General features: G+C 73.2%; 21 protein-coding genes. 6 read left to right on the top strand and 15 right to left on the bottom strand.

Going from position 1 to position 23,337, the window contains the following annotated elements:
* Positions 1-140: 140 nt before the first annotated feature.
* The 5 genes from BKD26_RS35050 to BKD26_RS35030 form a co-directional block, all read right to left on the bottom strand.
* Positions 141-2,270, bottom strand: a complete 2,130-nt coding sequence (locus BKD26_RS35050) for a 3-hydroxyacyl-CoA dehydrogenase NAD-binding domain-containing protein (protein WP_084906636.1) — start codon at positions 2,268-2,270, stop codon at positions 141-143.
* Positions 2,267-3,481, bottom strand: coding sequence for an acetyl-CoA C-acyltransferase (locus tag BKD26_RS35045; RefSeq protein WP_084906634.1), 1,215 nt, complete (start codon positions 3,479-3,481; stop codon positions 2,267-2,269). Before BKD26_RS35045 ends, BKD26_RS35050 begins: the two co-directional genes overlap by 4 nt.
* A 195-nt stretch (positions 3,482-3,676) precedes the next feature.
* Entirely contained in the window at positions 3,677-4,972 is a 1,296-nt protein-coding gene (locus tag BKD26_RS35040; protein ID WP_084906632.1) for a ribonuclease D, read from the bottom strand.
* A 78-nt stretch (positions 4,973-5,050) separates the two neighbouring features.
* Positions 5,051-5,713: a response regulator transcription factor gene (locus tag BKD26_RS35035; protein WP_073755186.1), complete on the bottom strand. Its 663-nt coding sequence runs from the start codon at positions 5,711-5,713 to the stop codon at positions 5,051-5,053.
* Positions 5,714-6,515: 802 nt separating this feature from the next.
* A complete protein-coding gene (locus BKD26_RS35030; RefSeq protein WP_084906629.1) occupies positions 6,516-7,190 on the bottom strand; it encodes a DUF3000 domain-containing protein in 675 nt (224 codons plus the stop codon).
* Positions 7,191-7,281: 91 nt separating this feature from the next.
* Between BKD26_RS35030 and hemE the strand changes: the two genes are divergently transcribed.
* Positions 7,282-8,349 carry a uroporphyrinogen decarboxylase gene (hemE, locus tag BKD26_RS35025; protein WP_084906627.1) on the top strand — a complete coding sequence of 356 codons (1,068 nt, stop codon included), beginning with the start codon at positions 7,282-7,284 and terminating at the stop codon, positions 8,347-8,349.
* A gap of 1 nt (position 8,350) precedes the next feature.
* On the opposite strand, the gene BKD26_RS35020 is transcribed toward hemE, so the two are convergent.
* Both BKD26_RS35020 and BKD26_RS35015 read right to left on the bottom strand, forming a co-directional pair.
* Positions 8,351-9,745: an FAD-dependent oxidoreductase gene (locus BKD26_RS35020; RefSeq protein ID WP_084906681.1), complete on the bottom strand. Its 1,395-nt coding sequence runs from the start codon at positions 9,743-9,745 to the stop codon at positions 8,351-8,353.
* Positions 9,746-9,755: 10 nt separating this feature from the next.
* Positions 9,756-10,673, bottom strand: a complete 918-nt coding sequence (locus BKD26_RS35015; RefSeq protein ID WP_084906625.1) for a DUF4349 domain-containing protein — start codon at positions 10,671-10,673, stop codon at positions 9,756-9,758.
* Between the two features lie 140 nt (positions 10,674-10,813).
* On the opposite strand from BKD26_RS35015, the gene hemG reads away from it, so the two are divergent.
* Positions 10,814-12,262 carry a protoporphyrinogen oxidase gene (hemG, locus tag BKD26_RS35010; protein ID WP_084906623.1) on the top strand — a complete coding sequence of 483 codons (1,449 nt, stop codon included), beginning with the start codon at positions 10,814-10,816 and terminating at the stop codon, positions 12,260-12,262.
* Between the two features lie 4 nt (positions 12,263-12,266).
* The gene (hemQ, locus tag BKD26_RS35005; protein WP_073755181.1) at positions 12,267-12,980 is read left to right on the top strand and encodes a hydrogen peroxide-dependent heme synthase; all 714 of its coding nucleotides are present in this window, start codon (positions 12,267-12,269) and stop codon (positions 12,978-12,980) included.
* 164 nt (positions 12,981-13,144) lie between these two features.
* On the opposite strand, the gene BKD26_RS35000 is transcribed toward hemQ, so the two are convergent.
* From BKD26_RS35000 to BKD26_RS34975, 6 genes are all read right to left on the bottom strand, one after another.
* The gene (locus BKD26_RS35000; RefSeq protein WP_084906620.1) at positions 13,145-13,912 is read right to left on the bottom strand and encodes a TIGR04222 domain-containing membrane protein; all 768 of its coding nucleotides are present in this window, start codon (positions 13,910-13,912) and stop codon (positions 13,145-13,147) included.
* Between the two features lie 70 nt (positions 13,913-13,982).
* On the bottom strand, positions 13,983-14,537 hold the full coding sequence (locus tag BKD26_RS34995) for a DUF4142 domain-containing protein (RefSeq protein WP_241518997.1): 555 nt from the start codon (positions 14,535-14,537) through the stop codon (positions 13,983-13,985).
* 99 nt (positions 14,538-14,636) lie between these two features.
* The gene (locus BKD26_RS34990; RefSeq protein WP_179166824.1) at positions 14,637-15,617 is read right to left on the bottom strand and encodes a TIGR04222 domain-containing membrane protein; all 981 of its coding nucleotides are present in this window, start codon (positions 15,615-15,617) and stop codon (positions 14,637-14,639) included.
* 5 nt (positions 15,618-15,622) lie between these two features.
* Positions 15,623-17,194 carry a DUF692 domain-containing protein gene (locus BKD26_RS34985; protein ID WP_084906616.1) on the bottom strand — a complete coding sequence of 524 codons (1,572 nt, stop codon included), beginning with the start codon at positions 17,192-17,194 and terminating at the stop codon, positions 15,623-15,625.
* Positions 17,195-17,289: 95 nt separating this feature from the next.
* Entirely contained in the window at positions 17,290-18,054 is a 765-nt protein-coding gene (locus BKD26_RS34980) for a DUF4142 domain-containing protein (RefSeq protein ID WP_179166825.1), read from the bottom strand.
* A 252-nt stretch (positions 18,055-18,306) separates the two neighbouring features.
* Positions 18,307-19,008, bottom strand: coding sequence for a peptidyl-tRNA hydrolase (locus tag BKD26_RS34975; RefSeq protein ID WP_241518996.1), 702 nt, complete (start codon positions 19,006-19,008; stop codon positions 18,307-18,309).
* A 70-nt stretch (positions 19,009-19,078) separates the two neighbouring features.
* On the opposite strand from BKD26_RS34975, the gene BKD26_RS34970 reads away from it, so the two are divergent.
* Together BKD26_RS34970 and BKD26_RS34965 are read left to right on the top strand one after the other, a co-directional pair.
* On the top strand, positions 19,079-19,756 hold the full coding sequence (locus tag BKD26_RS34970; protein WP_084906611.1) for an AIM24 family protein: 678 nt from the start codon (positions 19,079-19,081) through the stop codon (positions 19,754-19,756).
* 43 nt (positions 19,757-19,799) lie between these two features.
* Positions 19,800-19,991 carry a hypothetical protein gene (locus tag BKD26_RS34965; protein ID WP_084906609.1) on the top strand — a complete coding sequence of 64 codons (192 nt, stop codon included), beginning with the start codon at positions 19,800-19,802 and terminating at the stop codon, positions 19,989-19,991.
* On the opposite strand, the gene BKD26_RS34960 is transcribed toward BKD26_RS34965, so the two are convergent.
* On the bottom strand, positions 19,988-21,031 hold the full coding sequence (locus tag BKD26_RS34960; protein ID WP_084906677.1) for an aldo/keto reductase: 1,044 nt from the start codon (positions 21,029-21,031) through the stop codon (positions 19,988-19,990). The genes BKD26_RS34965 and BKD26_RS34960 overlap by 4 nt on opposite strands.
* Before the next feature lie 67 nt (positions 21,032-21,098).
* Positions 21,099-21,965 (bottom strand): polysaccharide deacetylase family protein, encoded by an 867-nt coding sequence (locus BKD26_RS34955; RefSeq protein WP_241518995.1) that lies wholly within the window; start codon positions 21,963-21,965, stop codon positions 21,099-21,101.
* 133 nt (positions 21,966-22,098) lie between these two features.
* Between BKD26_RS34955 and BKD26_RS34950 the strand changes: the two genes are divergently transcribed.
* Positions 22,099-23,322, top strand: coding sequence for a cytochrome P450 (locus BKD26_RS34950; RefSeq protein WP_084906605.1), 1,224 nt, complete (start codon positions 22,099-22,101; stop codon positions 23,320-23,322).
* Positions 23,323-23,337: the final 15 nt, after the last annotated feature.

Below are 23,337 nucleotides of genomic sequence, written 5' to 3'. Positions count from 1 at the left end.
CCCGGCCGGTGGCCGTCTGCGGACCGTGGAGTGGGGGGCGCGGCCCCATCCCGGCCGGTGGCCGTCTGCGGGTCGGTGGGGGGGCGGAAACGGCGGACGGGCCGCAGGGGACATCCCCCGCGGCCCGTCGCCGTGTGCGGTTACGCCGGGACGCTCGCCACGCCCTGCGGCAGGAAACGCTTGCCGTTCACGCGCTCCGAGACGCCCTCGCGGTCCAGGTACGGCGTGATGCCGCCCAGGTGGAAGGGCCAGCCGGCGCCCGTGATCAGGCAGAGGTCGATGTCCTGGGCCTCGGCGACGACGCCCTCGTCCAGCATCAGGCCGATCTCCTGCGCCACCGCGTCCAGGACGCGGTCCCGCACCTGCTGCTCGGTCAGGACGACATCGCCCTGCTTCAGCAGCGCCGCGACCTCGGGGTCGAGCTCGGGCTTGCCCGAGTCGTAGACGTAGAAGCCGCGCTTGCCGGCCTCGACGACGGCCTTGAGGTTCGGGGAGACCTTGAAGCGGTCCGGGAAGGCGCGGTTCAGGGTCTCCGAGACGTGAAGACCGATCGCCGGGCCGACCAGCTCCAGGAGCACCAGCGGCGACATCGGCAGACCGAGCGGCTCGATGGCCTTCTCCGCGGTCTCGACGGGGGTGCCCTCGTCGATGACGTTCTGGATCTCGCCCATGAAGCGGGTGAGGATGCGGTTCACGACGAACGCCGGGGCGTCCTTGGTGAGGACCGCGGTCTTCTTGAGCTTCTTCGCCACGCCGAAGGCGGTGGCGAGCGAGGCGTCGTCGGTCTTCTCGCCGCGGACGATCTCCAGGAGCGGGAGGATCGCGACCGGGTTGAAGAAGTGGAAGCCGACCACACGCTCCGGGTGCTGGAGCTTGGAGGCCATCTCCGACACCGACAGCGACGAGGTGTTGGTGGCGAGGATCGCGTGTGCCGGGGCGACCGCCTCGACCTCCGCGAACACCTTCTGCTTGACCGACATCTCCTCGAACACGGCCTCGATGATGAAGTCCGCGTCCGCGAAGCCCTCGGCCTTGTCGAGGACACCGCTCACCAGGCCCTTGAGGCGGTTGGCCTTGTCCTGGTTGACGCGGCCCTTGCCGAGCAGCTTGTCGATCTCGGCGTGGACGTACCCCACACCCTTGTCGACACGCTCCTGGTCGATGTCGGTCAGGACGACCGGCACCTCCAGGCGGCGCAGGAACAGCAGCGCCAGCTGCGAGGCCATCAGGCCCGCGCCGACGACGCCGACCTTGGTGACCGGGCGGGCCAGGCTCTTGTCCGGGGCACCGGCCGGGCGCTTGGCGCGCTTCTGGACCAGGTTGAAGGCGTAGATGCCGGCGCGCAGTTCGCCGCCCATGATGAGGTCGGCGAGCGCGGTGTCCTCGGCGTCGAAGCCCTTCTGCAGGTCGCCGTCCTTGGCCGCCTCGATGATGTCCAGGGCGCGGTACGCGGCCGGGGCCGCACCGTGCACCTTGGAGTCCGCGATGAACCGGCCACGCGCGACCGCCGCGTCCCAGCCCTCGCCGCGGTCGACGTCGGCACGCTCGACCACGATCTCGCCCTTGAGGACGGACGCGGTCCACAGCAGCGACTGCTCCAGGAAGTCCGCGCCCTCGAAGATCGCGTCGGCAATGCCGAGCTCGTAGACCTGCGCGCCCTTGAGCTGCTTGTTCTGGTTGAGCGAGTTCTCGATGATCACCGAGACCGCGCGGTCGGCACCGATCAGGTTCGGCAGGATCGTGCAACCGCCCCAGCCGGGCACCAGGCCGAGGAAGACCTCGGGCAGCGAGAACGCCGGCAGCGCGGCGGACACGGTGCGGTAGGTGCAGTGCAGACCGACCTCGACACCGCCGCCCATCGCCGCGCCGTTGTAGTACGCGAAGGTCGGCACGGCCAGCGCCGACAGGCGCTTGAAGACGTCGTGGCCGCCCTTGCCGATGGCCAGCGCGTCCTCGTGGCGCTTCAGCAGCTCGACGCCCTTGAGGTCGGCGCCGACGGCGAAGATGAAGGGCTTGCCGGTGATGCCGACACCGACGATGGTGCCCTCGGCCGCCTCCTTCTCGACCTGGTCGATGGCGGTGTTGAGGTTTGCCAGCGACTGCGGGCCGAAGGTGGTCGGCTTGGTGTGGTCGAAGCCGTTGTCCAGCGTGATCAGCGCGAACCGGCCCGCCCCGAACGGCAGGTCGAAGTGGCGTACGTGGGCGCTGGTGACGACCTCGTCCGGGAACAGCTCGGCCGCACCCTTCAACAGCTCAGCGGTGGTGCTCACTTGCCCTCCCAGTGGGGGTTTTCCCAGATGACCGTGGCGCCCATGCCGAAGCCGACGCACATCGTGGTGAGGCCGTAACGGACCTCCGGCTGCTCCTCGAACTGCCGCGCCAGCTGCGTCATCAGACGTACGCCGGAGGAGGCGAGCGGGTGGCCGAAGGCGATGGCGCCGCCGTACTGGTTGACGCGCGCGTCGTCGTCGGCGATGCCGTAGTGGTCGAGGAAGGCCAGGACCTGGACGGCGAAGGCCTCGTTGATCTCGAAGAGGTTGATGTCCTCGATCGACAGGCCGGCCTTGGCCAGGGCCTTCTCGGTCGCCGGGATCGGGCCGTAGCCCATGACCTCCGGCTCGACGCCGGCGAAGGCGTACGAGACGAGGCGCATCTTGACCGGCAGGCTGTTCTCGCGGGCGAAGTCCTCGGACGCGATGATCGAGGCGGTGGCGCCGTCGTTGAGACCGGCGGCGTTACCGGCGGTGACGCGGCCGTGCGTACGGAACGGCGTCTTCAGGCCGGCCAGGCTCTCCAGGGTGGTGCCCGGGCGCATCGGCTCGTCGGCGGTGACCAGGCCCCAGCCGGTCTCGCCGGCCTCCGCGTTGGTGCGGCGCACCGAGATCGGCACCAGGTCCTGCTGGATCTTGCCGTTGGCGTACGCCTTGGCGGCCTTCTCCTGGCTGCGCACCGCGTACTCGTCGGCGCGCTGCTTGGTGATGTGCGGGTAGCGGTCGTGCAGGTTCTCGGCGGTCATGCCCATGAACAGGGCGGACTCGTCGACCAGCTTCTCGCTGACGAACCGCGGGTTGGGGTCGACGCCCTCGCCCATCGGGTGGCGGCCCATGTGCTCGACACCACCGGCGATGACGGCGTCGTACGCGCCGAAGGCGATCGAGCCGGCGACCGACGTCACGGCGGTCAGGGCGCCCGCGCACATGCGGTCGATGGAGTAGCCGGGCACGGACTGCGGCAGACCCGCGAGGATGCCCGCCGTGCGGCCCAGGGTCAGGCCCTGGTCGCCGATCTGCGTGGTCGCGGCGATGGCGACCTCGTCGATCTTCGCCGGGTCCAGACCGGGGTTGCGGCGCAGCAGCTCCCGGATGGCCTTCACGACGAGATCGTCGGCGCGGGTCTCGTGGTAGATGCCCTTCGGGCCCGCCTTGCCGAACGGGGTGCGGACGCCGTCGACGAAGACGACGTCCCTGACGGTACGAGGCACGATGGCTCTCCTCCAGGTGCGGGATGGCACTGCACTGCTGCGGCACGCGGCTAAGCGCGCGCTTGATACGCCCCATGCTACTTACGGGTAACCATGCTGCACAGTCCCCCCGCCCGGAGCGGTGAACGTCACACCGCGTGGCTGCGAGAGAAGGGTGCCCCCTCCGCCGGAGGGGGCACCCTTCTTTGTCTCCGTCTACGCCTTCGCGCCGTCCAGGGCCGCCGCGAGCACCGGCGTGACCTGCTCGATCTGCCAGGGCCGCGCACCGTACCCGGCGAGCGCGCCCGCGACCGACTCGGCCGTGACCTCGGCAGGCGGCTCCCAGCACACCCGGCGCACCGTGTCGGGCGTGATCAGGTTCTCGGGCGGCAGGTTCAGCGACTCGGCGAGCGCCGACACGGCCGTACGGGCGGCCGAGAGGCGCGCCGCGGCCTCCGGGTCCTTGTCCGCCCAGGCGCGCGGCGGGGGCGGGCCCTGCACCGTCTGGCCGGGCTGCGGCAGTTCGGCGTCCGGCAGCGCCTTCGCCCGGTCCACCGCCGCCTGCCACTGCTCCAGCTGGCGGCGCCCCATGCGGTGCCCGAAGCCGGGCAGCGCGGTGAGCGCCTGCACATGGGCCGGCAGGGCGAGGGCGGCCTCGACGATCGCGGCGTCGCTGAGCACCTTGCCGGGCGACACGTCACGCCGCTGCGCGATCCGGTCGCGGGCCGTCCACAGCTCCCGTACGACCGCCATCTGGCGGCGCCGACGGACCTTGTGCATGCCGGACGTCCGGCGCCAGGGGTCCTTGCGGGGCGGGGGCGGCGGGGCGGAGGCGATCGCGTCGAACTCCTGGTACGCCCACTCCAGCTTGCCCTGCCGGTCCAGCTCCTTCTCCAGTGCGTCACGCAGGTCGACGAGCAGCTCGACGTCCAGCGCGGCGTACCGGAGCCAGGGCTCGGGCAGCGGGCGGGTGGACCAGTCCACCGCCGAGTGGCCCTTCTCCAGGGCGTAGCCCAGCACCGACTCGACCATCGCGCCGAGACCGACGCGCGGGAAGCCGGCGAGCCGGCCGGCCAGCTCGGTGTCGAACAGCCGGCTGGGAACCATGCCTATTTCGCGCAGGCACGGCAGGTCCTGGGTCGCGGCGTGCAGGATCCACTCGGCGCCGTCCAGAGCCTCGCCGAGCGCGGACAGGTCGGGGCAGCCGACCGGGTCGATCAGCGCGCTGCCCGCGCCCTCGCGGCGCAGCTGTACGAGGTAGGCCCGCTGGCCGTAGCGGTAGCCTGACGCGCGCTCGGCGTCGACGGCGACGGGGCCGGTGCCGCGCGCGAACGCGGCGATCACCTGGGCGAGGGCATGCTCGTCGGCCACCACGGGCGGGATGCCCTCGCGGGGCTCGAGCAAGGGGATCGGCGTCTCTTCGACTACGCCGTCTGCGACGCCGTCGTCCGGAGGGCCGCCCCCGGTGGTGCGCAGTGCTGTCTCTGCTGCGGTCTCTTGGGCGTCGGTCACCTGTCAAGGGTATCTGTGAACGGCAAGCGCCCGTCGACGGAACGTTCCGTCGACGGGCGCGGGGGTGAGGTGAACCGGTCAGTGGATGATTCCCGTACGAAGTGCCACGGCGACCATTCCGGCCCGGTCGCCGGTGCCGAGCTTGCGGGCGATACGGGCCAGGTGGCTCTTGACGGTCAGCGCGGACAGGCCCATCGATACGCCGATCGCCTTGTTCGACTGGCCCTCGGCGACCAGCCGCAGCACCTCGACCTCGCGGCCGGAGAGCTCCCGGTAACCGCCCGGGTGGCTCGGGGCACCCGGGGGGCGGCGGTGCAGCCGGGCGGCCGCGGCGCCGATGGGGGCGGCGCCGGGACGGGTCGGGTGGCCGATGTTCGTCCGCGTACCGGTGACGACGTAGCCCTTGACGCCGCCGGCGAGCGCGTTGCGTACGGCGCCGATGTCGTCGGCCGCCGAAAGGGCGAGCCCGTTGGGCCAGCCGGCGGCACGGGTCTCGGACAGCAGGGTGAGCCCGGAGCCATCGGGCAGATGGACGTCGGCAACGCAGATGTCGCGCGGGCTGCCGACGCGGGGACGAGCCTCCGCGATGGACGACGCCTCGATCACGTCACGCACTCCGAGGGCCCACAGGTGGCGGGTGACGGTGGAGCGGACGCGCGGGTCGGCCACGACGACCATGGCCGTCGGCTTGTTCGGGCGGTAGGCGACCAGGCTTGCGGGCTGCTCGAGGAGAACGGACACCAGGCCTCCTGGGAAGGTGCGGGACACAGCCGGCTCGGGGAAGAAGCCGGGGCGAACCGTGTTTGAAGGGTCACAGACCTCTTCGGCAGCCCGACCGTCCGCCTTTAGGGGAAGATCACGATTTAGTGAGTAACAATTGGGGCAATTCGGACGGGCGATCGATCATCCTACGAGCGCCCCATCCCACGCGGGGCGCCCGCCGCCACCGGCGGGCCGCGCCCCGGGCGCCGGTACGGCCCCACGGCAGGTCGCGCAGCCTACGCGCCCGGCGCCCCCGCCAGGGCACGCCCAGCCCGTACCGGCCACGCACCGGCCCGCAGTCGGACGGCGGCCGGGGTGGGGCCGTGCAGGGTCGTCCCCGCAGAGGTTGGCGGCGCAGGTTGGGCTCCCTTTCGCGTGCCCAAGGCCGCCGGCCTCGAGGAGACGAGCCCGGAGGGGCCACGCCCCCCACGCACCGGCAGGCACCGAGCCGCATGGCGCCACCGGCGGGGGCACCGCCCCGGGGGCAACCAGGAACGGGCACCGCCCCGGGTGGAGCCGCCGCAAGGGCACCGCCCCGCCCCGTTGTGCCCACCCGTCCCGCCTTGCGGGACGATTGCCCACAACGGGGGGAGGCACCGCCCTGCGGGACGATTGCCCACAACGGGGGACCCCCAGCGGACTGCCCACAACGGGGGGCTGCCAAGCGCCCACGAGGGGGGACCCCAAGCAGGACGACCGCCCACAGCGGGGCGACCCGGGAGCCTCGGGCGGTGGGTGAGGTTCCCGCAGGGTGGAACCGGGTGGCACGGAGGGCGGAGCCCTACGGATGTTGGGGGCCGCGGCGTTGGGGGAGGGAGACCACGGCCGCCGAGCCCTGGTCCAGCGGACCCGCGACCGAGGGCGGCAGGCCCGCGATCTGGCACAGCAGGTCGCACCAGGCCGCCAGGTGCGCCGCCGTGTCCGGCACCCCGCCCCGGCCCTCGCGCGGCGTCCAGGACGCCCGGATCTCGATCTGCGTCGCCGGGCGGCGCTCCGCGAGTCCACCGAAGTAGTGAGACCCCGCACGGGTGACGGTGCCCGAAGCCTCCTCGTACGACAGGCCCCGCGCCTCCAGCGCGCCCGTCAGCCACGACCAGGACACCTCCGGCAGCAGCGGGTCGGCCGCCATCTCGGGCTCCAGCTCCGCCCGCACCAGCGTCACCAGCCGGAAGGTGCCCTGCCACGCCTCGTGACCGGCCGGGTCGTGCAGCAGCACGAGGCGGCCGTCCGCCAGGTCCTCCTCGCCCTCGACGACCGCCGCCTCCAGGGCGTACGCGTACGGGGCGAGCCGCTGCGGCGGCCGGGACGGTTCGACCTCGATCTCCGGCCGCAGCCGCGCCCCGCGCAGCGCGTCGACCGCCAGCCGGAAGGCGGGCGGCACGGACGTACCCTCCCTGTCGTTCGTTCCTTCGGCGTCGTCGGAGTGATCGGAGAACTGTCCCTGAGCCGCAGCCATGCGGGGAAGAGTAGGCGGAAGGACGGCCTCGCGCAGGGAGGGACACCCTCACCACGCGAGCCGCTTGGCCGTACATGCGAAGATTCGGGGCGTGAGTGCCAACGACAGCCCTTCGGGCGCCCAGCAGACGAAGACCTACGACTCCGCGTTCCTGAAGGCGTGCAGGCGCGAGCCCGTGCCGCACACGCCCGTGTGGTTCATGCGGCAGGCGGGACGGTCGCTGCCCGAGTACCTGAAGGTCCGGGAAGGCATCCCCATGCTGGAGTCGTGCATGCGGCCCGAGCTGGTCACCGAGATCACCCTTCAGCCGGTACGGCGGCACAAGGTCGACGCCGCGATCTTCTTCAGCGACATCGTCGTCCCGCTGAAGGCCATCGGCATCGACCTCGACATCAAGCCGGGCGTCGGCCCCGTCGTCGCCGAACCGATTCGACGCCGCGCCGACCTCGACCGCCTGCGCGCCCTCACCCCCGACGACGTCCGGTACGTCACCGAGGCCATCGGCATGCTGACCGGCGAGCTCGGCGCCACCCCGCTGATCGGCTTCGCGGGCGCGCCCTTCACCCTCGCGAGCTACCTCGTCGAGGGCGGCCCGTCGCGCAACCACGAGCACACCAAGGCCCTCATGTACGGCGACCCCGAGCTGTGGGCCGACCTGCTGGACCGGCTCGCCGACATCACCGCCGCCTTCCTGAAGGTCCAGATCGAGGCCGGCGCCTCCGCGATCCAGCTCTTCGACTCCTGGGTCGGCGCCCTCGCCCCCGCCGACTACCGCCGGTCGGTCATGCCGGCCTCGGCGAAGGTGTTCCGGGCGGTCGAGGGGTACGGCGTACCGCGCATCCACTTCGGTGTCGGTACGGGCGAGCTGCTCGGCCTGATGGGCGAGGCGGGCGCCGACGTCGTGGGCGTCGACTGGCGCGTCCCGCTGGACGAGGCCGCCCGCCGGGTGGGCCCCGGCAAGGCGCTGCAGGGCAACCTCGACCCGGCCGTCCTCTTCTCCACCCCCGAGGCGGTCGAGACCAAGACCCGCGAGGTCCTGGACGCCGCCGCCGGGCTGGAGGGCCACATCTTCAACCTCGGCCACGGCGTCCTGCCGACCACCGACCCGGACGCCCTGACCCGGCTGGTCGAGTACGTCCACACGCAGACCGCCCGCTGACTCAGCCGGCTGCCCGCACCGCCGTTACCGCCTTGCGGGCAGCCACCTGGACCGGGTCCCAGACCGGGGAGAACGGCGGGGCGTAGCCCAGGTCCAGGGCGGTGATCTGCTCGACCGTCATCCCGGCCGTCAGGGCCACCGCCGCGATGTCCACCCGCTTCGCCGCGCCCTCGCGGCCCACGATCTGGCAGCCCAGCAGCCGGCCCGTGCGGCGCTCGGCGAGCATCTTGACCGTCATCGGCGCCGCGCCCGGGTAGTACCCGGCGCGGCTCGTCGACTCGACCGTCACCGTGACGAACCGGAGCCCCACGGCGAGAGCGTCCCGCTCGCGCAGGCCCGTGCGGGCGATCTCCAGCGAGCAGACCTTGCTGACCGCCGTACCGACCACACCCGGGAACGTGCCGTACCCGCCGCCCACGTTGGCGCCGATGACCTGGCCGTGCTTGTTGGCGTGCGTGCCCAGCGGCATGTGGCGCTCGCGGCCCGAGACCAGGTCCAGCACCTCGACGCAGTCGCCGCCCGCCCAGATGTTCTCCCGGCCGCGCACCCGCATCGACAGGTCGGTGAGCAGCCCGCCGTACGTGCCGAGCGGCAGCCCCGCCGCGCGCGCCAGGTCCGTCTCGGGTTCCACGCCCAGGCCCAGGACGACCACGTCCGCCGGATACTCGGCGTCCTCCGTCGCCACCGCCCGCACCCGGCCCCCAGCCCCCGTCAGGATCTTCGTGACCTCCGCGCCGCCGACCGTGGTGATGCCGAGGCCGTCCATCGCCTCGTGCACCAGCCGGCCCATGTCCGGGTCGAGCGTGGACATCGGCTGTTCGCCCCGGTTGAGGACGGTCACCTCGTAGCCGCGCTTCAGCAGCGCCTCGGCCATCTCCACGCCGATGTACCCGGCACCCACGACCACCGCGCGCCGTCCCGGCGTGCCGTTCAGGGCGGTCAGCGTGGACAGCAGCGCCTGCCCGTCGTCCAGGGTCTGCACCCCGTGGACGCCCGCCGCGTCGATGCCCGGCAGCGGCGGCCGCACCGGGCGGGCGCCGGTCGCGATCACCAGCTTGTCGTAGCCCGTCCACGCCTCGGCGCCCGACTCCGCGTCCCGGGTGCGCACCCGGCCGCCGTCCACGTCGAGTTCGGTCACCTCCGTCCGCAGCCGCAGGTCGATACCGCGCTCCCGGTGCGCCTGGGGCGTACGCGCGACGAGCCGCTCCGGCCCGTCGACGTCACCGCCGACCCAGTACGGAATCCCGCACGCCGAGTACGACGTGAAGTGCCCGCGCTCGAACGCGACGATCTCCAGCTCGTCCGGGCCCTTCAGCCGCCGGGCCTGCGACGCGGCGGACATGCCCGCCGCGTCCCCGCCGATGATCACCAGTCGTTCTCGTCCCAGCTGTCCCATGCGGGACACGCTACGACGAGGTGGTGTCCGACTCGGTGACGTCCGTGACGTCCGGGAAGGTCGTACGCCTCGCCATCCACGGCCGCACCAGCCACCGCCACACGGCGTACGCCACGAGGAACACCACCGCCCACGGCGCCACCGCGAGCAGCACGATCCCCACCCACTTCGCGGTCGTCACCAGCGCGTTCCAGCCGCCGCTCAGCGCGTCCCCGAAGCCCGGGCCGTCGTCGGCCGGCTCCTCGGCCGGCTTCTCCGGCTCGCTGAGGTTGAGCGTGATCGTCGCCATGGACGTACGGTCCTTCAGGGCCGCCTGCTGGGCCAGCAGCGACTCCAGGTCCGCCTGGCGGCCGCTGAGCTGCGCCTCCAGGGTCACCACGTCGCTCAGCTTCGTCGCCCGGTCCATCAGCTCCCGCACCCGCGCGACGCTCGCCCGCTGCGTGGCGATCCGGCTCTCCACGTCGACGACCTGGTCGGTGACGTCCTTGGCGTCCGCCTTGCGCGAGAGGAGTTTCCCGGTACCGGCCAGCTCCTTCAGCGCCGAGTCGTACGCGGACTGCGGCACGCGCAGCACGATCCGCGAGGTCACGTGGTCGTCGTCGACGCGCTCGGTCGTCTCGTTCTCGACATGGCCGCCCGCGTCCCCGACGACCGCGCGGGCCTTCGTCAGCGCCGCCGTGGCGTCCTCGACCTCGACGGAGAGCTCCGCGGTACGGATCACGTGCTGGGGCTGCTTCGGCGGCGCGGACGGATTCGCCTTGGCACCGCCGGCGGCCGGCTTGTCCGCCGCGTACCCCGAGTCCGCATCCGGGCTGCCGACGGCCTTCTGGGCCGCGCCGCTGCTCTCGCCCGACGCGCCGCACCCGGCGAGCGCGAGCGAGGCGGTGAGCAGAAGTACGGCCGCGAATCTGTGATGACGTGCGCGCATGGTTCCCCCGGTCCACATGGCGAATGGTGTGTCTGTTGGACGTGTGGGGGGAGGGGACCGGTTGCCGGTCGGCGGCTCACGAACCGGTCACGGTCAGGACTCGGAACGGTGTGTCAGAGGTGTTTGAGAGAGTAGGGGTCATGAACGCGGACACCGGGGACACACCCAAGAGCGGCCATGTCGTCGTCATCGGCGGCGGTATCGCGGGCCTCGCCGCCGCCCACCGGCTGATCACCGCCGGGCGGCGCGTGACCCTGCTGGAGGCCACCACCCGGCTCGGCGGCAAGCTCCACGCCGGGGAGATCGCCGGCGCCCCCGTCGACCTCGGCGCCGAGTCGATGCTCGCCCGCCGCCCCGAGGCGATCGGCCTCGCCCGCGCCGTCGGCCTCGGCGACCGGCTCCAGCCGCCCGCCACCACCAGCGCCGCCGTCTGGACTCGTGACGCGCTCCGGCCGATGCCCAAGGGGCACGTCATGGGCGTCCCCGGCGACGCGGCCGCCGTCGCGGGCCTCCTGACCGCCGAAGGCCTCGCCCGTATCGAGCACGAGCGGGACCTGCCCCTCGCCGACCCCGCCGCCCTCGGCGACGACATCGCCGTCGGCCGGTACGTCGCCGACCGCCTCGGCCGCGAGGTCGTCGACCGGCTCGTCGAACCGCTCCTCGGCGGGGTGTACGCGGGCGACGCGTACGCGATCTCGATGCGCGCCGCCGTGCCCAGGCTCTTCGAGGCCGCCCGCGCCCACGGCACGCTCACCGAGGCGGTGCGCTCCCTCCAGCAGGGCGCCCAGCAGCAGACCGGGCCCGCCTTCATGGGCATCGCGGGCGGCATCGGCACGCTCCCCGGCGCCGTCGCCGACGCCATCACCGCCCAGGGCGGCGAGGTCCTCACCGACACGCCCGTCCACGCCCTGACCCGAGCGGCCCGGGGAGGCTGGGACATCCGTACCGGCGACCGGGTCCTGCACGCCGACGCGGTGATCGTCGCGACCCCCGCCTGGTCCGCCTCCGAGCTGCTCGCCGCCGAGTCCTCGGCCGCCGCCACCGAGCTGGCCGCCGTCGAGTACGCGTCGATGGCCCTGGTCACCCTCGCCTTCCGGCGCGCCGACCTGGAAGGCGTGCTGCCCGCCGGCTCCGGGTTCCTCGTCCCGCCCGTCGACGGTCGCACCATCAAGGCCTCCACCTTCTCCTCCCAGAAATGGAGGTGGACCGACGAGGGATCCGGGGACCTCGTCGTACTGCGCACCTCCATCGGCCGGTACGGCGAGGAGGAACACCTGCACCGCGAGGACGCCGACCTCGTCTCCGTGTCCCTGAAGGACCTCGCCGACGCCACCGGGCTGGCCGCCCGGCCCGTCGCCACCGAGGTCACCCGGTGGACAGGAGGCCTGCCGCAGTACCCCGTCGGCCACCTCGCCCGGGTCGCCCGCATCCGCGACGCCGTCGCCAAGCTGCCCGCCCTGCGCGTCTGCGGAGCGGTGTACGACGGCGTCGGCATCCCCGCGACCATCGCGAGCGCGTGGCGCGCGGCGGACGAGATCCTCGCCACGCCGACCCTGGCGCACGGCACCCTGAGTGACGAGCGAGAATAGCCCTATGAGTGCGCCCGAAAAGATCCCGAACGCCGGTAAGAAGGCGAAGGACCTCAACGAGGTCATCCGCTACACCCTGTGGTCCGTCTTCAAGCTGCGCGACGTCCTGCCCGAGGACCGGACCGGCTACGCCGACGAGGTCCAGGAGCTGTTCGACCAGCTCGCCGCCAAGGACATCACCGTCCGTGGCACGTACGACGTGTCCGGTCTGCGCGCCGACGCCGACCTGATGATCTGGTGGCACGCCGAGACCTCGGACGCGCTCCAGGAGGCGTACAACCTCTTCCGCCGCACCAAGCTGGGCCGCGCGCTGGAGCCGGTGTGGTCCAACATGGCGCTGCACCGCCCCGCCGAGTTCAACCGGTCCCACATCCCGGCCTTCCTCGCCGACGAGACGCCGCGCGACTACGTGTCGGTGTACCCGTTCGTGCGCTCCTACGACTGGTACCTGCTGCCGGACGAGGACCGGCGGCGGATGCTCGCCGACCACGGCAAGATGGCCCGTGGCTTCCCGGACGTCCGCGCCAACACGGTCGCCTCGTTCTCGCTGGGCGACTACGAGTGGCTCCTCGCCTTCGAGGCGGACGAGCTGTACCGGATCGTGGACCTGATGCGTCACCTGCGCGGCTCCGAGGCGCGGATGCACGTCCGTGAAGAGGTCCCGTTCTACACCGGCCGGCGCAAGTCGGTCGCGGATCTGGTCGCGGGTCTCGCCTGAGGGCCCTGACCTGACCGACCTGGTGACGGGCGGGGGGAACCGCCCCCGCGCGTCACCCACCGACCCGGAAGATCAGACGGCGGGCCCGCGCGCCCGCCGCTCCAGCGACACCGGGTCCGGCTCCGGGTGCGGCGCGCGTGAACGCGCGCCGCACCGGCGTCTTTTCACCTGACCCTTCGCTGCCCCGGTACGAGCGCCGCGCGCAGCGCCGGGTCCTCCAGGGCGTGGACCCCGCCGATGGCGACGGCGGCGAGCGGGTCGCACGGGCCGACCCTCACCTTCGTCAGCAGGCTCTGCCCGGCGGGGGAGGCCCAGCGTGTGTACGGGTGGACCTCGATGCGCGCGATGACGAGGCAGCCGAGCGTGAGGACGAGCGGGAGCGCGAACCAGGCCATGCCACGCGCGTCCGGCGTGTGTCCGGCCGGCAGCAGCAGCGCGGTGGCCGCTGCGAGCGCCACGGTCAGGGCGGCCGAGCGGCGCACGGCCCGCAGCGCGGCGACGATGCCGGACCGGGCGGCGTCGGGCACGGCGAGCCCCGCCGCGACGAGCCGGTCGGCGAGCGCCCGTACCGCGTCGGCGGCCGACGCCGCGGCGCGTACCGCCGTTATCCGCGACTGCCCCTCGGGCCCGATCGCGCCGATCACGGAACGCTCCAGGTCGTCCGCCCCCTCCGGATCCGGGTCGACGACCGTCGCCCAGCCGGTGTGGGCGAGCCACAGCCGTCGCCGCCGGTGCATCGACACCAGGGTCAGGTCGGTGACCCGCTGCGGGCCGCCGGCCAGGAACGCGGCCTCGTACAGGTTCAGTTCGCGGTCCCGGTCCTGTGCGGCAGGGGGAACCGGCTGGGCGGCCTCGACGGCGGCCAGGCACAGCCGCGCACAGCTGATGGCCGCCGCGGCCCAGGTCACCAGCAGGAAGGGCACCCAGAACATGCCCGAGTTCTACGCGAAACGACGGGTGCGGCGCCACAGGGTTTTCACGATACGGACGTTTCCAGGGCGTTCAGGTCCGCCAGGAGGAGTCGTACGGCGTCGTCGGCGAGCGCCCGGACGAGGGTGTTGCGGGTGGTGGCCCGGATCCGGCGGCGACGGAGAAGAGGGTGCCGTGCTCCCGGCGCGGGACGGTGACGAACACCTCCTCGTACGTGCGCCCCTGCGCCTCCGTCAACCGGTCGAGCCAAATCCGTTGCTCGGCGGTGGGCTGGCTCGGCAGCGCCGGCCGGAGCCGGGCGGCGACGTCACGGACGCGGACGCCGAGGTAGGTGTGGTCGGTCACCAGGTGCCGCCCGGCGGCCTCGACGGCGCGGCTGGGCGCGCGGCCGGCGGCCTGCTGGGCGGCCGGGAGCGCCCAGAGGCCGGCCAGCCGGACGCGGACGACGAAGTCGCGGTCGGCGGCGGACAGCGGGCCGCACCGGGTGGGTGCGGAACCGGCGGCCAGGCGGGCGGGGGGCGTGCCGGCGCGGTCGGCGTAGGACCAGACGGGGAAGACGAGGGCGGCGATGGTCGCCGTCAGGGCGACGACGACCAGGCCGGTGCCGGTGCCTGAGTGGGGTCGCATGATGTGCCGCACGCTAGCGGGCGGCGCTCGAGGGGACGGTTGCCGGAGCATCCCTCAAGTCCCTTTGTCGGTTGGTACGTTGGTGGGTTGCGGGCGCGATCAGTCGCCGCCTCCGCCGCCGCCCCCTCCGCCGCCGCCTCCGCAGCTGGAGCCTCCGCTGCTGCCGCCGCCTCCGCCGCTTCCGCAGCTCGACCCGCCGCTGCAGGCCGAGCCTCCGCCGCCTCCACAGCCGCCCCCGCAGCTCGAACCGCCCGTGTCGGCGCTCGCGCACCACACGGTGACCGTCGTGCTCGCGAACAGGTCGTCCTGCTGCGTGCCCCCGCCACGGCCCCTCCGGCCGTACATCCGCGCCGCCGCGAGCAGTTGGCCCTGCAGCACCGGGTCGGGCAGCGCGCGCAGTCCGTGCAGCGCCACCAGGTCCCCCGGCTCGGTCAGGTGGGCGTGGGCCCTGCGGTACGCGGCGAGGGCCCGGCGGCCCGCCCCGGTGACCCGGCGGCTGCTGACGCCGCCGCAGACCATCCCGATGACCAGGCCCGCCAACACGGCGGGCAGCACCTTGATGACGAAGGGGAACGGCATGTCACCGAACTCGGCGGTGGCGTACTCGGCGATGGTCGCGGCGATGGAGCCGAAGATGAGCAGGAAGCAGGCAGCTCCCTGGATGGCGGCCCACCGGCGCCAGGTGCGCCCCGCGCCGCGCGGCACGATCAGCCCGCGGGCGGCGAGCCGGTCGCCGATCTCCTGCACGGCGGGGTTGCGCATGGCGGCGAGCCGCACGAGGTGCAGCGCGCCGCTGGGCGCGGCGGCGAGCTCGTGCAGCACCGCGCGCTCGACGGGGTCGTGGCCGACCGGGCGTACCACGTGCACGATGCCCGGCCCGCCGACGGCCACGCGGCCGTCCGCGGCGAGCGAGGCGAGGCCGGAGTCGACGACCCGGGCGGGCCCGCCGTTCAGGAACGCGGCCTCCACCCGGTGGTGGAGGGAGCCGCCGGAGCCGCGCCGGGAGGCGGCCACCCCGTTGATGAGCAGGGCCGACGAGACGGCGACGGCGACGTAGAGGAGGACCGCGAGGGTGTCCATCCGGCTCACCTCCCCGCCAGCGCGGCGCGGGCGGCGCGCACCAGCCGGGTGGCCCGGCCGGGCGGGCGTGCTCCGGCGCGGTCCTGCCACCACAGGGTGAGCCTCCGGCGGGCGGCGGGGTCCTCCGGCCGCCCGGCGATCAGCAGGTGCTCCGCGAAGTCGAGCGCGTCGCGCCGGTATCCGCCGCGCATGGGGCGGGCCGCGGCGTACGCGAGGAACGCGGCACGGTAACCGCCGCCGAGGATCTCCGGCAGCTCGGGCGCGACCTTGGCCACCACGCCGGCCCGCTTGCCGGCCAGCGCCCGGCTCTGCACGCGCAGCCGTGCGTGATCGAACCCCTCGGGCGCGGGCGTCCCGGCGACCAGCGCGGACAGCAGCGCGGCCTGCGTGATCCCCACCCGCTGCCGGGCACCCCCGGCCGCCCCTGGTGCCGCACCCCCCGGCCCCGCTGCGCCCGCCCGTACCGCCGCCTCCCGCACGCCCGGCCCGCCGGCGGCGGCAAGCTCCCGCCCCACCACGCTCTCCGCCCCGGCACCCGTGACCGCCCCGGCACCCGTGGCCGTCCCGGCACCCATGGCCGCTCCGGCACCCATGGCCGTCCCGGCGCCCGTGGCCGTCCCGGCGCCCGTGGCCGTCCCGGCGCCCGTGGCCGTCCCGGCGCCCGCCACGGGCACCGCGCTTGTCTCGCCCCCGGCGCCCGCCACCGTCACCGGTTCGCAGGCGTCGGCCACCACCAGGGCCCCGGAGCCCGCCCCCCGTACCGTCGCGCGGATCGAGGCCAGTTCGGCGGCCAGCTCTTCCGCCGGGGGGAAGTCGTCGTCGCGCTCCAGCAGGACGCCCGGCGGGCTGACCCGGGAGGCGAGGTCGGCCAGGATGTCGAGCACCGGGCGCGGGACCGGATGCGCGTGGCTGTCGTGCCAGACACCGTCCCGTTCGACGCCGCCCGCCACGTGGACGTACGCGATCGCCTCGACCGGCAGCTCCGCCAGCGCCTTCGCCGGGTCCTCGCCCCGGTTGACGTGGTTGGTGTGCAGGTTCGCCACGTCGATCAGGAGGCGGACGCCCGTGCGCCACACCAGCTCGGCCAGGAACTGCCCCTCTGTCAGCTCCTCGCCCGGCCAAGCGAACAGCGCCGCTATGTTCTCCAGCGCCAGCGGCACCGGCAGCGCGTCCTGCGCGATACGGACGTTCTCGCACAGCACGTCCAGCGCCTCCCACGTACGCGGCACCGGCAGCAGGTGGCCCGCCTCCAGCGCGGGCGACGCGGTGAGCGGCCCCCCGGCCCGTACGAACGCGATGTGCTCCGTGACCAGCGGCGCCCCCAGCGCCGTGGCCTTCGCCGCCAGTTCGGCGAGCCGCCCCTCGTCGGGCCGGTCCGCGCCGCCCAGCCCCAGCGACACGCCGTGCGGGACGACGGTGACGCCCCGCTCGCGCAGCCGCAGCAGGGAGTCGGGGAGGTGGCCGGCACAGATGTTCTCCGCGACCACCTCCACCCAGTCCACCCCGGGCAGCGCCTCCACCGCGTCCGCGATCTCCGGGCGCCAGCCGATCCCGATGCCCAGCTCGTGCTTCACCATGTCCGTCCCCCTCCTCCTGCGTCGGTCGGAGGGGTGATGGCCCCGCAAGAGGGCGGCCAATCCAGAAGAGGTGCTGTTCAGAGCTACATTTGAGGTTACGGACGGGTCGTGTTGATGGCCGTCGGCGGACCCGGCTGCGTCGAGGGCCGGGACGTGAACGACTGGTCCGTCCCCGTCGGCACCGCCGGCGACGGCGCCGGCGGCAGGTTGCCGTTGGGCGCCGGCGGACCGGACGGGCTCGCTGTCGCGTTGCCTGCCGCCTCGTCGGCGATCGCGTCGAAGTCGACCTTCCCGGTCGCCTCCAGCATCGTGATGTGGTCCAGCACCGTCTGGTTGGCGTCGCTCGCCAGCTGCCGTATCAGCGTGTTGCGCGTGGTGTGCCGCACCTGCGCGACCAGCGCGAAGACCTTGCCGTGCGCGTTGCGGAGCAGGTTCGCGAACTTCCGCTCGTACTCCTCACCGCTCGCCGCCGACAGCTCCCGCAGCCAGCCCTGCTGCTGCTCCGTCGGCTGGTTCGGCAGCTCCACGCCCAGCTTCGCCGCGACGTCACGCGCCCGCTGGTCCAGGTCGGTGTGGCCGACGACGAGGTGGTCGCCCGCGTCCTTGATGGCCTGGCTCGGAGCCCGCTCGATCGCCTGCTGCCCGGCCGGCAGCTCCCACAGCCCTGCCAGCCGCACCTTCACCAGGAAGTCCCGGTCCGTCGCCGACAGCGGTCCCCACTGCGTCGCCACGGTGGACGCGTTGAGGTTGGCCTGACCGGTTCCGGAGCGGTCGGCGTACGACCAGACCGGAAACGCGAGCGCGCCGACCGTGACAACGAGGGCCGCGATGATGAGTGCCGTGCCGTTGATGCGTCGCAACAACAAGGTGGTGCCTCCCGAACCTGATGGCATTACTGGGAGGTACGTATACACGCGCGGGAGCGTTCAGTCGCCCCGGGCCGGAAACCCGCCGGACCATCGAGCGGTGAACACCGGCCCGCGAGCGAGCGGGACACGGCACGGCCGTGGGCGTCGGTCCGGCGGTGGACTACCTGACGGCCCGTCGGGTGGACCGCGGCCGGCTTCCACGCCAGTCGCACCTGACCCGGCACTTCAAACGGCTCACCGGCATCACCTCCGGGCGGTACGCCCGTGGAGGCGAACGCGGTCGTCCCGCTCCGGAAATTCGGAGACCACCGTGCACGACCCCGGAGCGATCTCCGTGAAGCCCGCGTCACGTACCAACGGCAGCCCCGAGCCGGTCAGTTCGGCCCACCGGGCCGGGGCGGCGGTACGGACCGCGAGCGGGAACCCGGCTTCCCGCCAGGCCTTGCGGTCCGCGTCCGGCATCGCCCACCACAGCAGCTGGGCGCCGTGGCCCACCTGGGCCATCTCCTTGCCGGTCGACATGCGCAGGCCCGGGTTGAGCCACAGCAGCGCCCGACCGGGCGCGGGCGGCGGCGGTTCGGCGGTGTCGTCCAGTTCCGTGCCCGAGACCTGGAGCTTGGCCAGCTCCTTGGGCCAGCCGTCGAGGGGGACGGGCGGGAAGACCCGTACCTCCGCGGAGTCGCCCGTGACCGTGATGCCCGGCAGCCGGCAGGCCTTGCGCCACTCCGCGCCGCGCGCCCGGCGCACCACCTTGCGGATCCGCGCGTCCTGCCAGGCGCGCATCGCCTCGGCCCACTCGCCGTCGCCGAGCGACCGGTCGTCCGACAGCATCACGAGCACCGCGCGGGCGGCGGCCTCCAGCGCGTCGGTACGGGCCGGGGGCTCCGCCCGCTCCATCCGTACGACCAGGGGGAGGACGAACTGGGGTGCGTCGTTGCTGCTCATCAGGACAGTTTGCCAGCCGGTCACGGACCCGTTCTTGGCGGAACGGGTCGTTCCGGGACACGATGCCCGCATGAAAAGCGATCTTTTCGCGTCCGAGAACATGGCGCAGCAGGCGACAGTGCCCGGCATGACCCTGCAGAACGCGAAGTCGGTCAAGTACGCCGTCAACGGTGAGATGCACGCCCGGCAGGGATCGATGATCGCCTACCGCGGCAACCTCCAGTTCGAGCGCAAGGGGCAGGGCCTGGGCGGCATGCTCAAGCGCGCCGTCACCGGCGAGGGACTGCCGCTGATGGCCGTCCGCGGCCAGGGCGAGGCGTGGTTCGCGCACGAGGCCCAGAACTGCTTCATCGTCGACATCGAGCAGGGCGACGCGCTCACCGTCAACGGCCGCAACGTGCTGTGCTTCGACGCGACCCTCTCGTACGACATCAAGACCGTGAAGGGCGCCGGCATGACCGGTGGCGGCCTCTTCAACAGCGTCTTCGGCGGGTACGGCAAGCTCGCCGTGATCTGCGACGGCAACCCCGTCGTCATCCCGGTCACCACCCACCAGCCGGTGTACGTCGACACCGACGCCGTCGTCGGCTGGAGCGCCCAGCTGAACACCTCGCTGCACCGTTCGCAGTCCCTCGGCTCGATGATCCGCGGCGGCTCCGGCGAGGCCGTGCAGCTGATGCTCCAGGGCGAGGGCTTCGTGATCGTACGGCCCAGCGAGCTCACCCCGGAGAAGGCGAAGCAGAGCTGAGCCGTGGAGCGCCCGCCGTGCGGGAGTGAGTACGCTCGTATACATGGACGACGTGGACGAGAGGGACGATTCGTACGGCGAGACGCCGGCCGCGACGGAGGCCCGGGGCGGGCCGCCGTACGCCGCGTGTGTCCTGTGCCGGGAGCCGACCGAGTACCCGGAGTCGACGAAGGGCATCACGCTGTGCCCGGTCTGCGAGTGGCGGGAGGCGGAGCGCACCGCCTGCTCCGGCTAGCCGCGAGCTGACCGGGAGGACCGGGAGGCGCGCCAGGTGCGCCGGTCGTCGATGTCGGCGTGCCGGTCGCCGTGGACGTTGCGTACGACGCCGGGGTCCCGCAGGAAGTCGTGCGGGAAGCCGAGCGGTACCGCGCTCACCCGGTCGAGCCGCTCGACGGCCTCGGCGTCCAGCTCCACGCCGAGGCACGCGAGGTTGTCGGCGAGTTGGTCGGGGCGGCTGGCCCCGATGAGGGGGACGATGTTGCCGGGGCGGCCGCGCAGCCAGGCCAGCGCCACCTGGGCCGGACTCCAGCCGCCCTGCTCGGCGATCTCCAGGACGGTGGTGATCACCTCGGCCTCCCGGTCGTTCTCCCGTACGCCGTCGGACAGCCGGCCCGGCTCACCACGGCGGTACTTGCCGGTGAGCTTGCCGGAGGCCAGCGGGGCCCACGCCATGACGGTCTGGTCGAAGCCGCGGGCCTGGGGCAGCAACTCCCGCTCGGGCGTGCGCTCCAGCAGGTTGTAGCGCAGCTGCGAACCGGCGAAGCAGGTCCAGCCGCGCAGCTCCGCGAGGGTGTTCGCCTGGGCGATCTCCCAGGCGGGCCAGTCGGACACGCCGAGGTAGAGCACCTTTCCGGCGCGTACGAGATCGTCGAGGGCGCGCATGACCTCCTCCACCGGGGTGAACTCGTCCCGGGCGTGCACCCACAGCACGTCCAGGCGGTCGGTGCGCAGCCGGGTGAGGCTCTCCTCCACCGACTGCACCAGGTTCTTGCGGTGGTTGCCGCCGGAGTTCACATCGCCCTCGCGGGTGGCGCACGTGTACTTGGAGGCCAGGACGAACCGGTCCCGGCGGCCCTCCAGGAGCGTGCCGAGGACGGCCTCGGAGCCGCCGGCGGAGTAGATGTCGGCCGTGTCGACGAAGTTGCCGCCCGCGTCCGCGTACGCGTCGAGGATGCGGCCGCTCATGTCGTCGTCGCCGTCGTGACCCATGGTCATGGCGCCCAGGGCCAGCTCGCTCACGCGCAGACCGGTCCGGCCGAACAGTGTGTAACGCACGGTGTGTCCCCTCGTCAGGTCGTACAGGTGACCGTAGGGGCTGGAGTGCACTGCAACGCAAGTGCGTTTACGTGCCGCGCGCGGCGGCCATCAGCTCCGAGACCTTGACGAAGCGGTAGCCGCGCTCGCGCAGCTCCGGGACGATGCGGCGGATGGCCTGCTCGGTGACGGGGGCGGCGCTGCGGGTGCAGTGCAGCACCACCAGCGAGCCCGGCCGTACGCCCGCCAGGACCTGCTCGGCGACCGCGTCGGCGTCGGTGGCGAAGGCGTCGCCGCCGACCACGTCCCACTGCACGGCCGTCACCCGGGCCGAGGCCAGCGCGCGCAGCGCGTCGTCGTCGTAACAGCCGCCGGGGAAGCGGAAGTACGGCACGACGTTGCGCACCCCGGCGGTGCGGAACGCGTCGAAGGCCCGGCGTACGTCGGCCGCCATGGCGTGCCGGTCGAGGGCGGGCAGCCCGTAGCAGGGGGCCTTGAAGGCGTGGTGGCTGTAGGAGTGGTTGGCGATCTCGAAGCGAGGGTCGTTGCCGATGGCCCTCGCCTGGCCGGGGTACTGCTCCGCCCAGCGCCCGGTCATGAAGACGGTGGCGTCGACCTTCAGGCGCCGGAGCGTGTCGATCAGGGCCGGGTTGTCGAACCGCTCGCCGCGCGCGGCCCTGGGGCCCTGGTCGGCCGTCATGTCGGCGTCGAAGGTGAGCGCCACGGTCTTGTCACCCCCCGCTGCGGGGCCCCGTTCGAACACGGGCGTGAGCCCGCCGGGGCCGGGTGCCATGGTCGGCGGCATCCGGGCGGGCACCCGGGCCGGTGAGAGGCTCGCCACGGCGGGCGGCTGCGCGGGCGGCGCGGCGGGGCGGGTGTCGGTGGAGCTGCCGCAGCCGGAGAGGGCGGCACACAAGGCAGCCGCGGCCGACACATTCCGTACAAAAGTAGTCACAGGCGGAAAATATATGATCATCGCAATGGTGGACGTCCATGCCGCTTCCGTCCGGAGTAGTCCAGCGCGATGTCCGGCCCCGCCCGGGTGATCGTGAGGGGGAACCCCACCGCTCGAAGGGACGGACGGACCCATGATCGAGGACACCGCGACACGGCCCATCCTGGGTCCGCCGCCCGTGCGGCACTGGCCCGCGCTGGACATCACCGGGACGGAGTTCGACCCGGTGCTCGCGGAGCTGATGCGCGAAGGACCGGTCAGCCGCATCCAGCTGCCCCACGGCGAGGGCTGGGCGTGGCTGGTGACCCGGTACGACGACGTCCGGATGGTCACCAACGACCCGCGCTTCGCCCGCGCGCCGGTCGTCGACCGCGGGATCACCCGGCTCGCCCCCCACTTCAAGCCCAAGCGGGGCTCGCTGGCCTTCGCCGACCAGGGCGACCACAACCGGCTGCGCGGCGCGGTGGCGGCGGCGTTCACCGTGCGCGGGGTGGAACGGCTGCGCTCACGCGCCCAGGACATGCTCGGCGAGATGGTCGACGAACTGCTCGCCGACGGCCCCCCGGCGGACCTCACCGAGCGGGTCCTGGAACCGTTCCCCATCGCCGTGGTCAGCGAGGTCATGGGCGTACCCGCCGCCGACCGCGAACGGGTGCACGCCTGGACCCGGCAGATCGTCTCCTCGTCCGGCGGCGCCGAGGCCAGCGCGCGGGCCAAGGACGGCATGTACGGCTGGTTCGCGGAGACGATCCGGTCGCGGTACGGCAGCACGGAGGAGGACGTCATCTCCCTGCTGGGCGTGGCGGTGGGCCGGGGTGACATCAGCGAGGAGGAGGCGATCGGCCTGGCCGGACCCCTCCAGATCGGCGGGGAAGCCGTCACCGCCAACACCGGTCAGATGTTCTTCCTCCTGCTGACCCGCCCCACACTCCTCGAACGGCTCCGCACCGAGCCGGCCGTCCGGCCGCGGGCCATCGACGAGCTGCTGCGCTTCATCCCGCACCGCAGCGCCGTCGGCCTGGCCCGGATCGCCCAGGAGGACGTGGAGATCCGGGGGGTACGGATCAGCGCGGGAGAGCCCGTCTACGTCTCGTACCTCGCCGCCAACCGCGACCCGGAGGTGTTTCCCGACCCGGAGCGGATCGACTTCGACCGCACCCCCAACCCGCAGCTCGCCTTCGGGCACGGGCCGCACTACTGCGTGGGCGGGCTGCTCGCGCGGATGCAGACCGAGCTGCTGATCGACACCGTGATCGACCGCCTGCCGGGGCTGCGCCTCGCGGTCCCCGCCGAGGAGGTCCCCTGGCGGCGCAGCACGCTGATCCGCGGCCCGGAGGCCCTGCCCGTCACCTGGTGAGCGGTCTGCGAGGCA

This window comes from Streptomyces sp. CB03238 (assembly GCF_002099185.1).
Lineage (GTDB): Bacteria > Actinomycetota > Actinomycetes > Streptomycetales > Streptomycetaceae > Streptomyces.
Note: the sequence above shows the minus strand (reverse complement) of the source record. Positions and strands in the feature narration are given on the sequence as shown.

What these genes read in the sequence shown, in the direction of transcription:
- BKD26_RS34990 (WP_179166824.1), bottom strand. Translation starts at nt 15,617, where the DNA reads ATGGACACCCTCGCGGTCCTCCTCTACGTCGCCGTCGCCGTCTCGTCG.
- BKD26_RS34985 (WP_084906616.1), bottom strand. Translation starts at nt 17,194, where the DNA reads ATGGTGAAGCACGAGCTGGGCATCGGGATCGGCTGGCGCCCGGAGATC.
- BKD26_RS35000 (WP_084906620.1), bottom strand. Translation starts at nt 13,912, where the DNA reads ATGTTCTGGGTGCCCTTCCTGCTGGTGACCTGGGCCGCGGCGGCCATC.
- BKD26_RS34970 (WP_084906611.1), top strand. Translation starts at nt 19,079, where the DNA reads ATGAAAAGCGATCTTTTCGCGTCCGAGAACATGGCGCAGCAGGCGACA.
- BKD26_RS34975 (WP_241518996.1), bottom strand. Translation starts at nt 19,008, where the DNA reads ATGAGCAGCAACGACGCACCCCAGTTCGTCCTCCCCCTGGTCGTACGG.
- BKD26_RS35015 (WP_084906625.1), bottom strand. Translation starts at nt 10,673, where the DNA reads ATGCGCGCACGTCATCACAGATTCGCGGCCGTACTTCTGCTCACCGCC.
- BKD26_RS34950 (WP_084906605.1), top strand. Translation starts at nt 22,099, where the DNA reads ATGATCGAGGACACCGCGACACGGCCCATCCTGGGTCCGCCGCCCGTG.
- BKD26_RS35020 (WP_084906681.1), bottom strand. Translation starts at nt 9,745, where the DNA reads ATGGGACAGCTGGGACGAGAACGACTGGTGATCATCGGCGGGGACGCG.
- BKD26_RS34995 (WP_241518997.1), bottom strand. Translation starts at nt 14,537, where the DNA reads ATGCGACCCCACTCAGGCACCGGCACCGGCCTGGTCGTCGTCGCCCTG.
- BKD26_RS34965 (WP_084906609.1), top strand. Translation starts at nt 19,800, where the DNA reads ATGGACGACGTGGACGAGAGGGACGATTCGTACGGCGAGACGCCGGCC.
- hemG (WP_084906623.1), top strand. Translation starts at nt 10,814, where the DNA reads ATGAACGCGGACACCGGGGACACACCCAAGAGCGGCCATGTCGTCGTC.
- hemQ (WP_073755181.1), top strand. Translation starts at nt 12,267, where the DNA reads ATGAGTGCGCCCGAAAAGATCCCGAACGCCGGTAAGAAGGCGAAGGAC.
- BKD26_RS35030 (WP_084906629.1), bottom strand. Translation starts at nt 7,190, where the DNA reads ATGGCTGCGGCTCAGGGACAGTTCTCCGATCACTCCGACGACGCCGAA.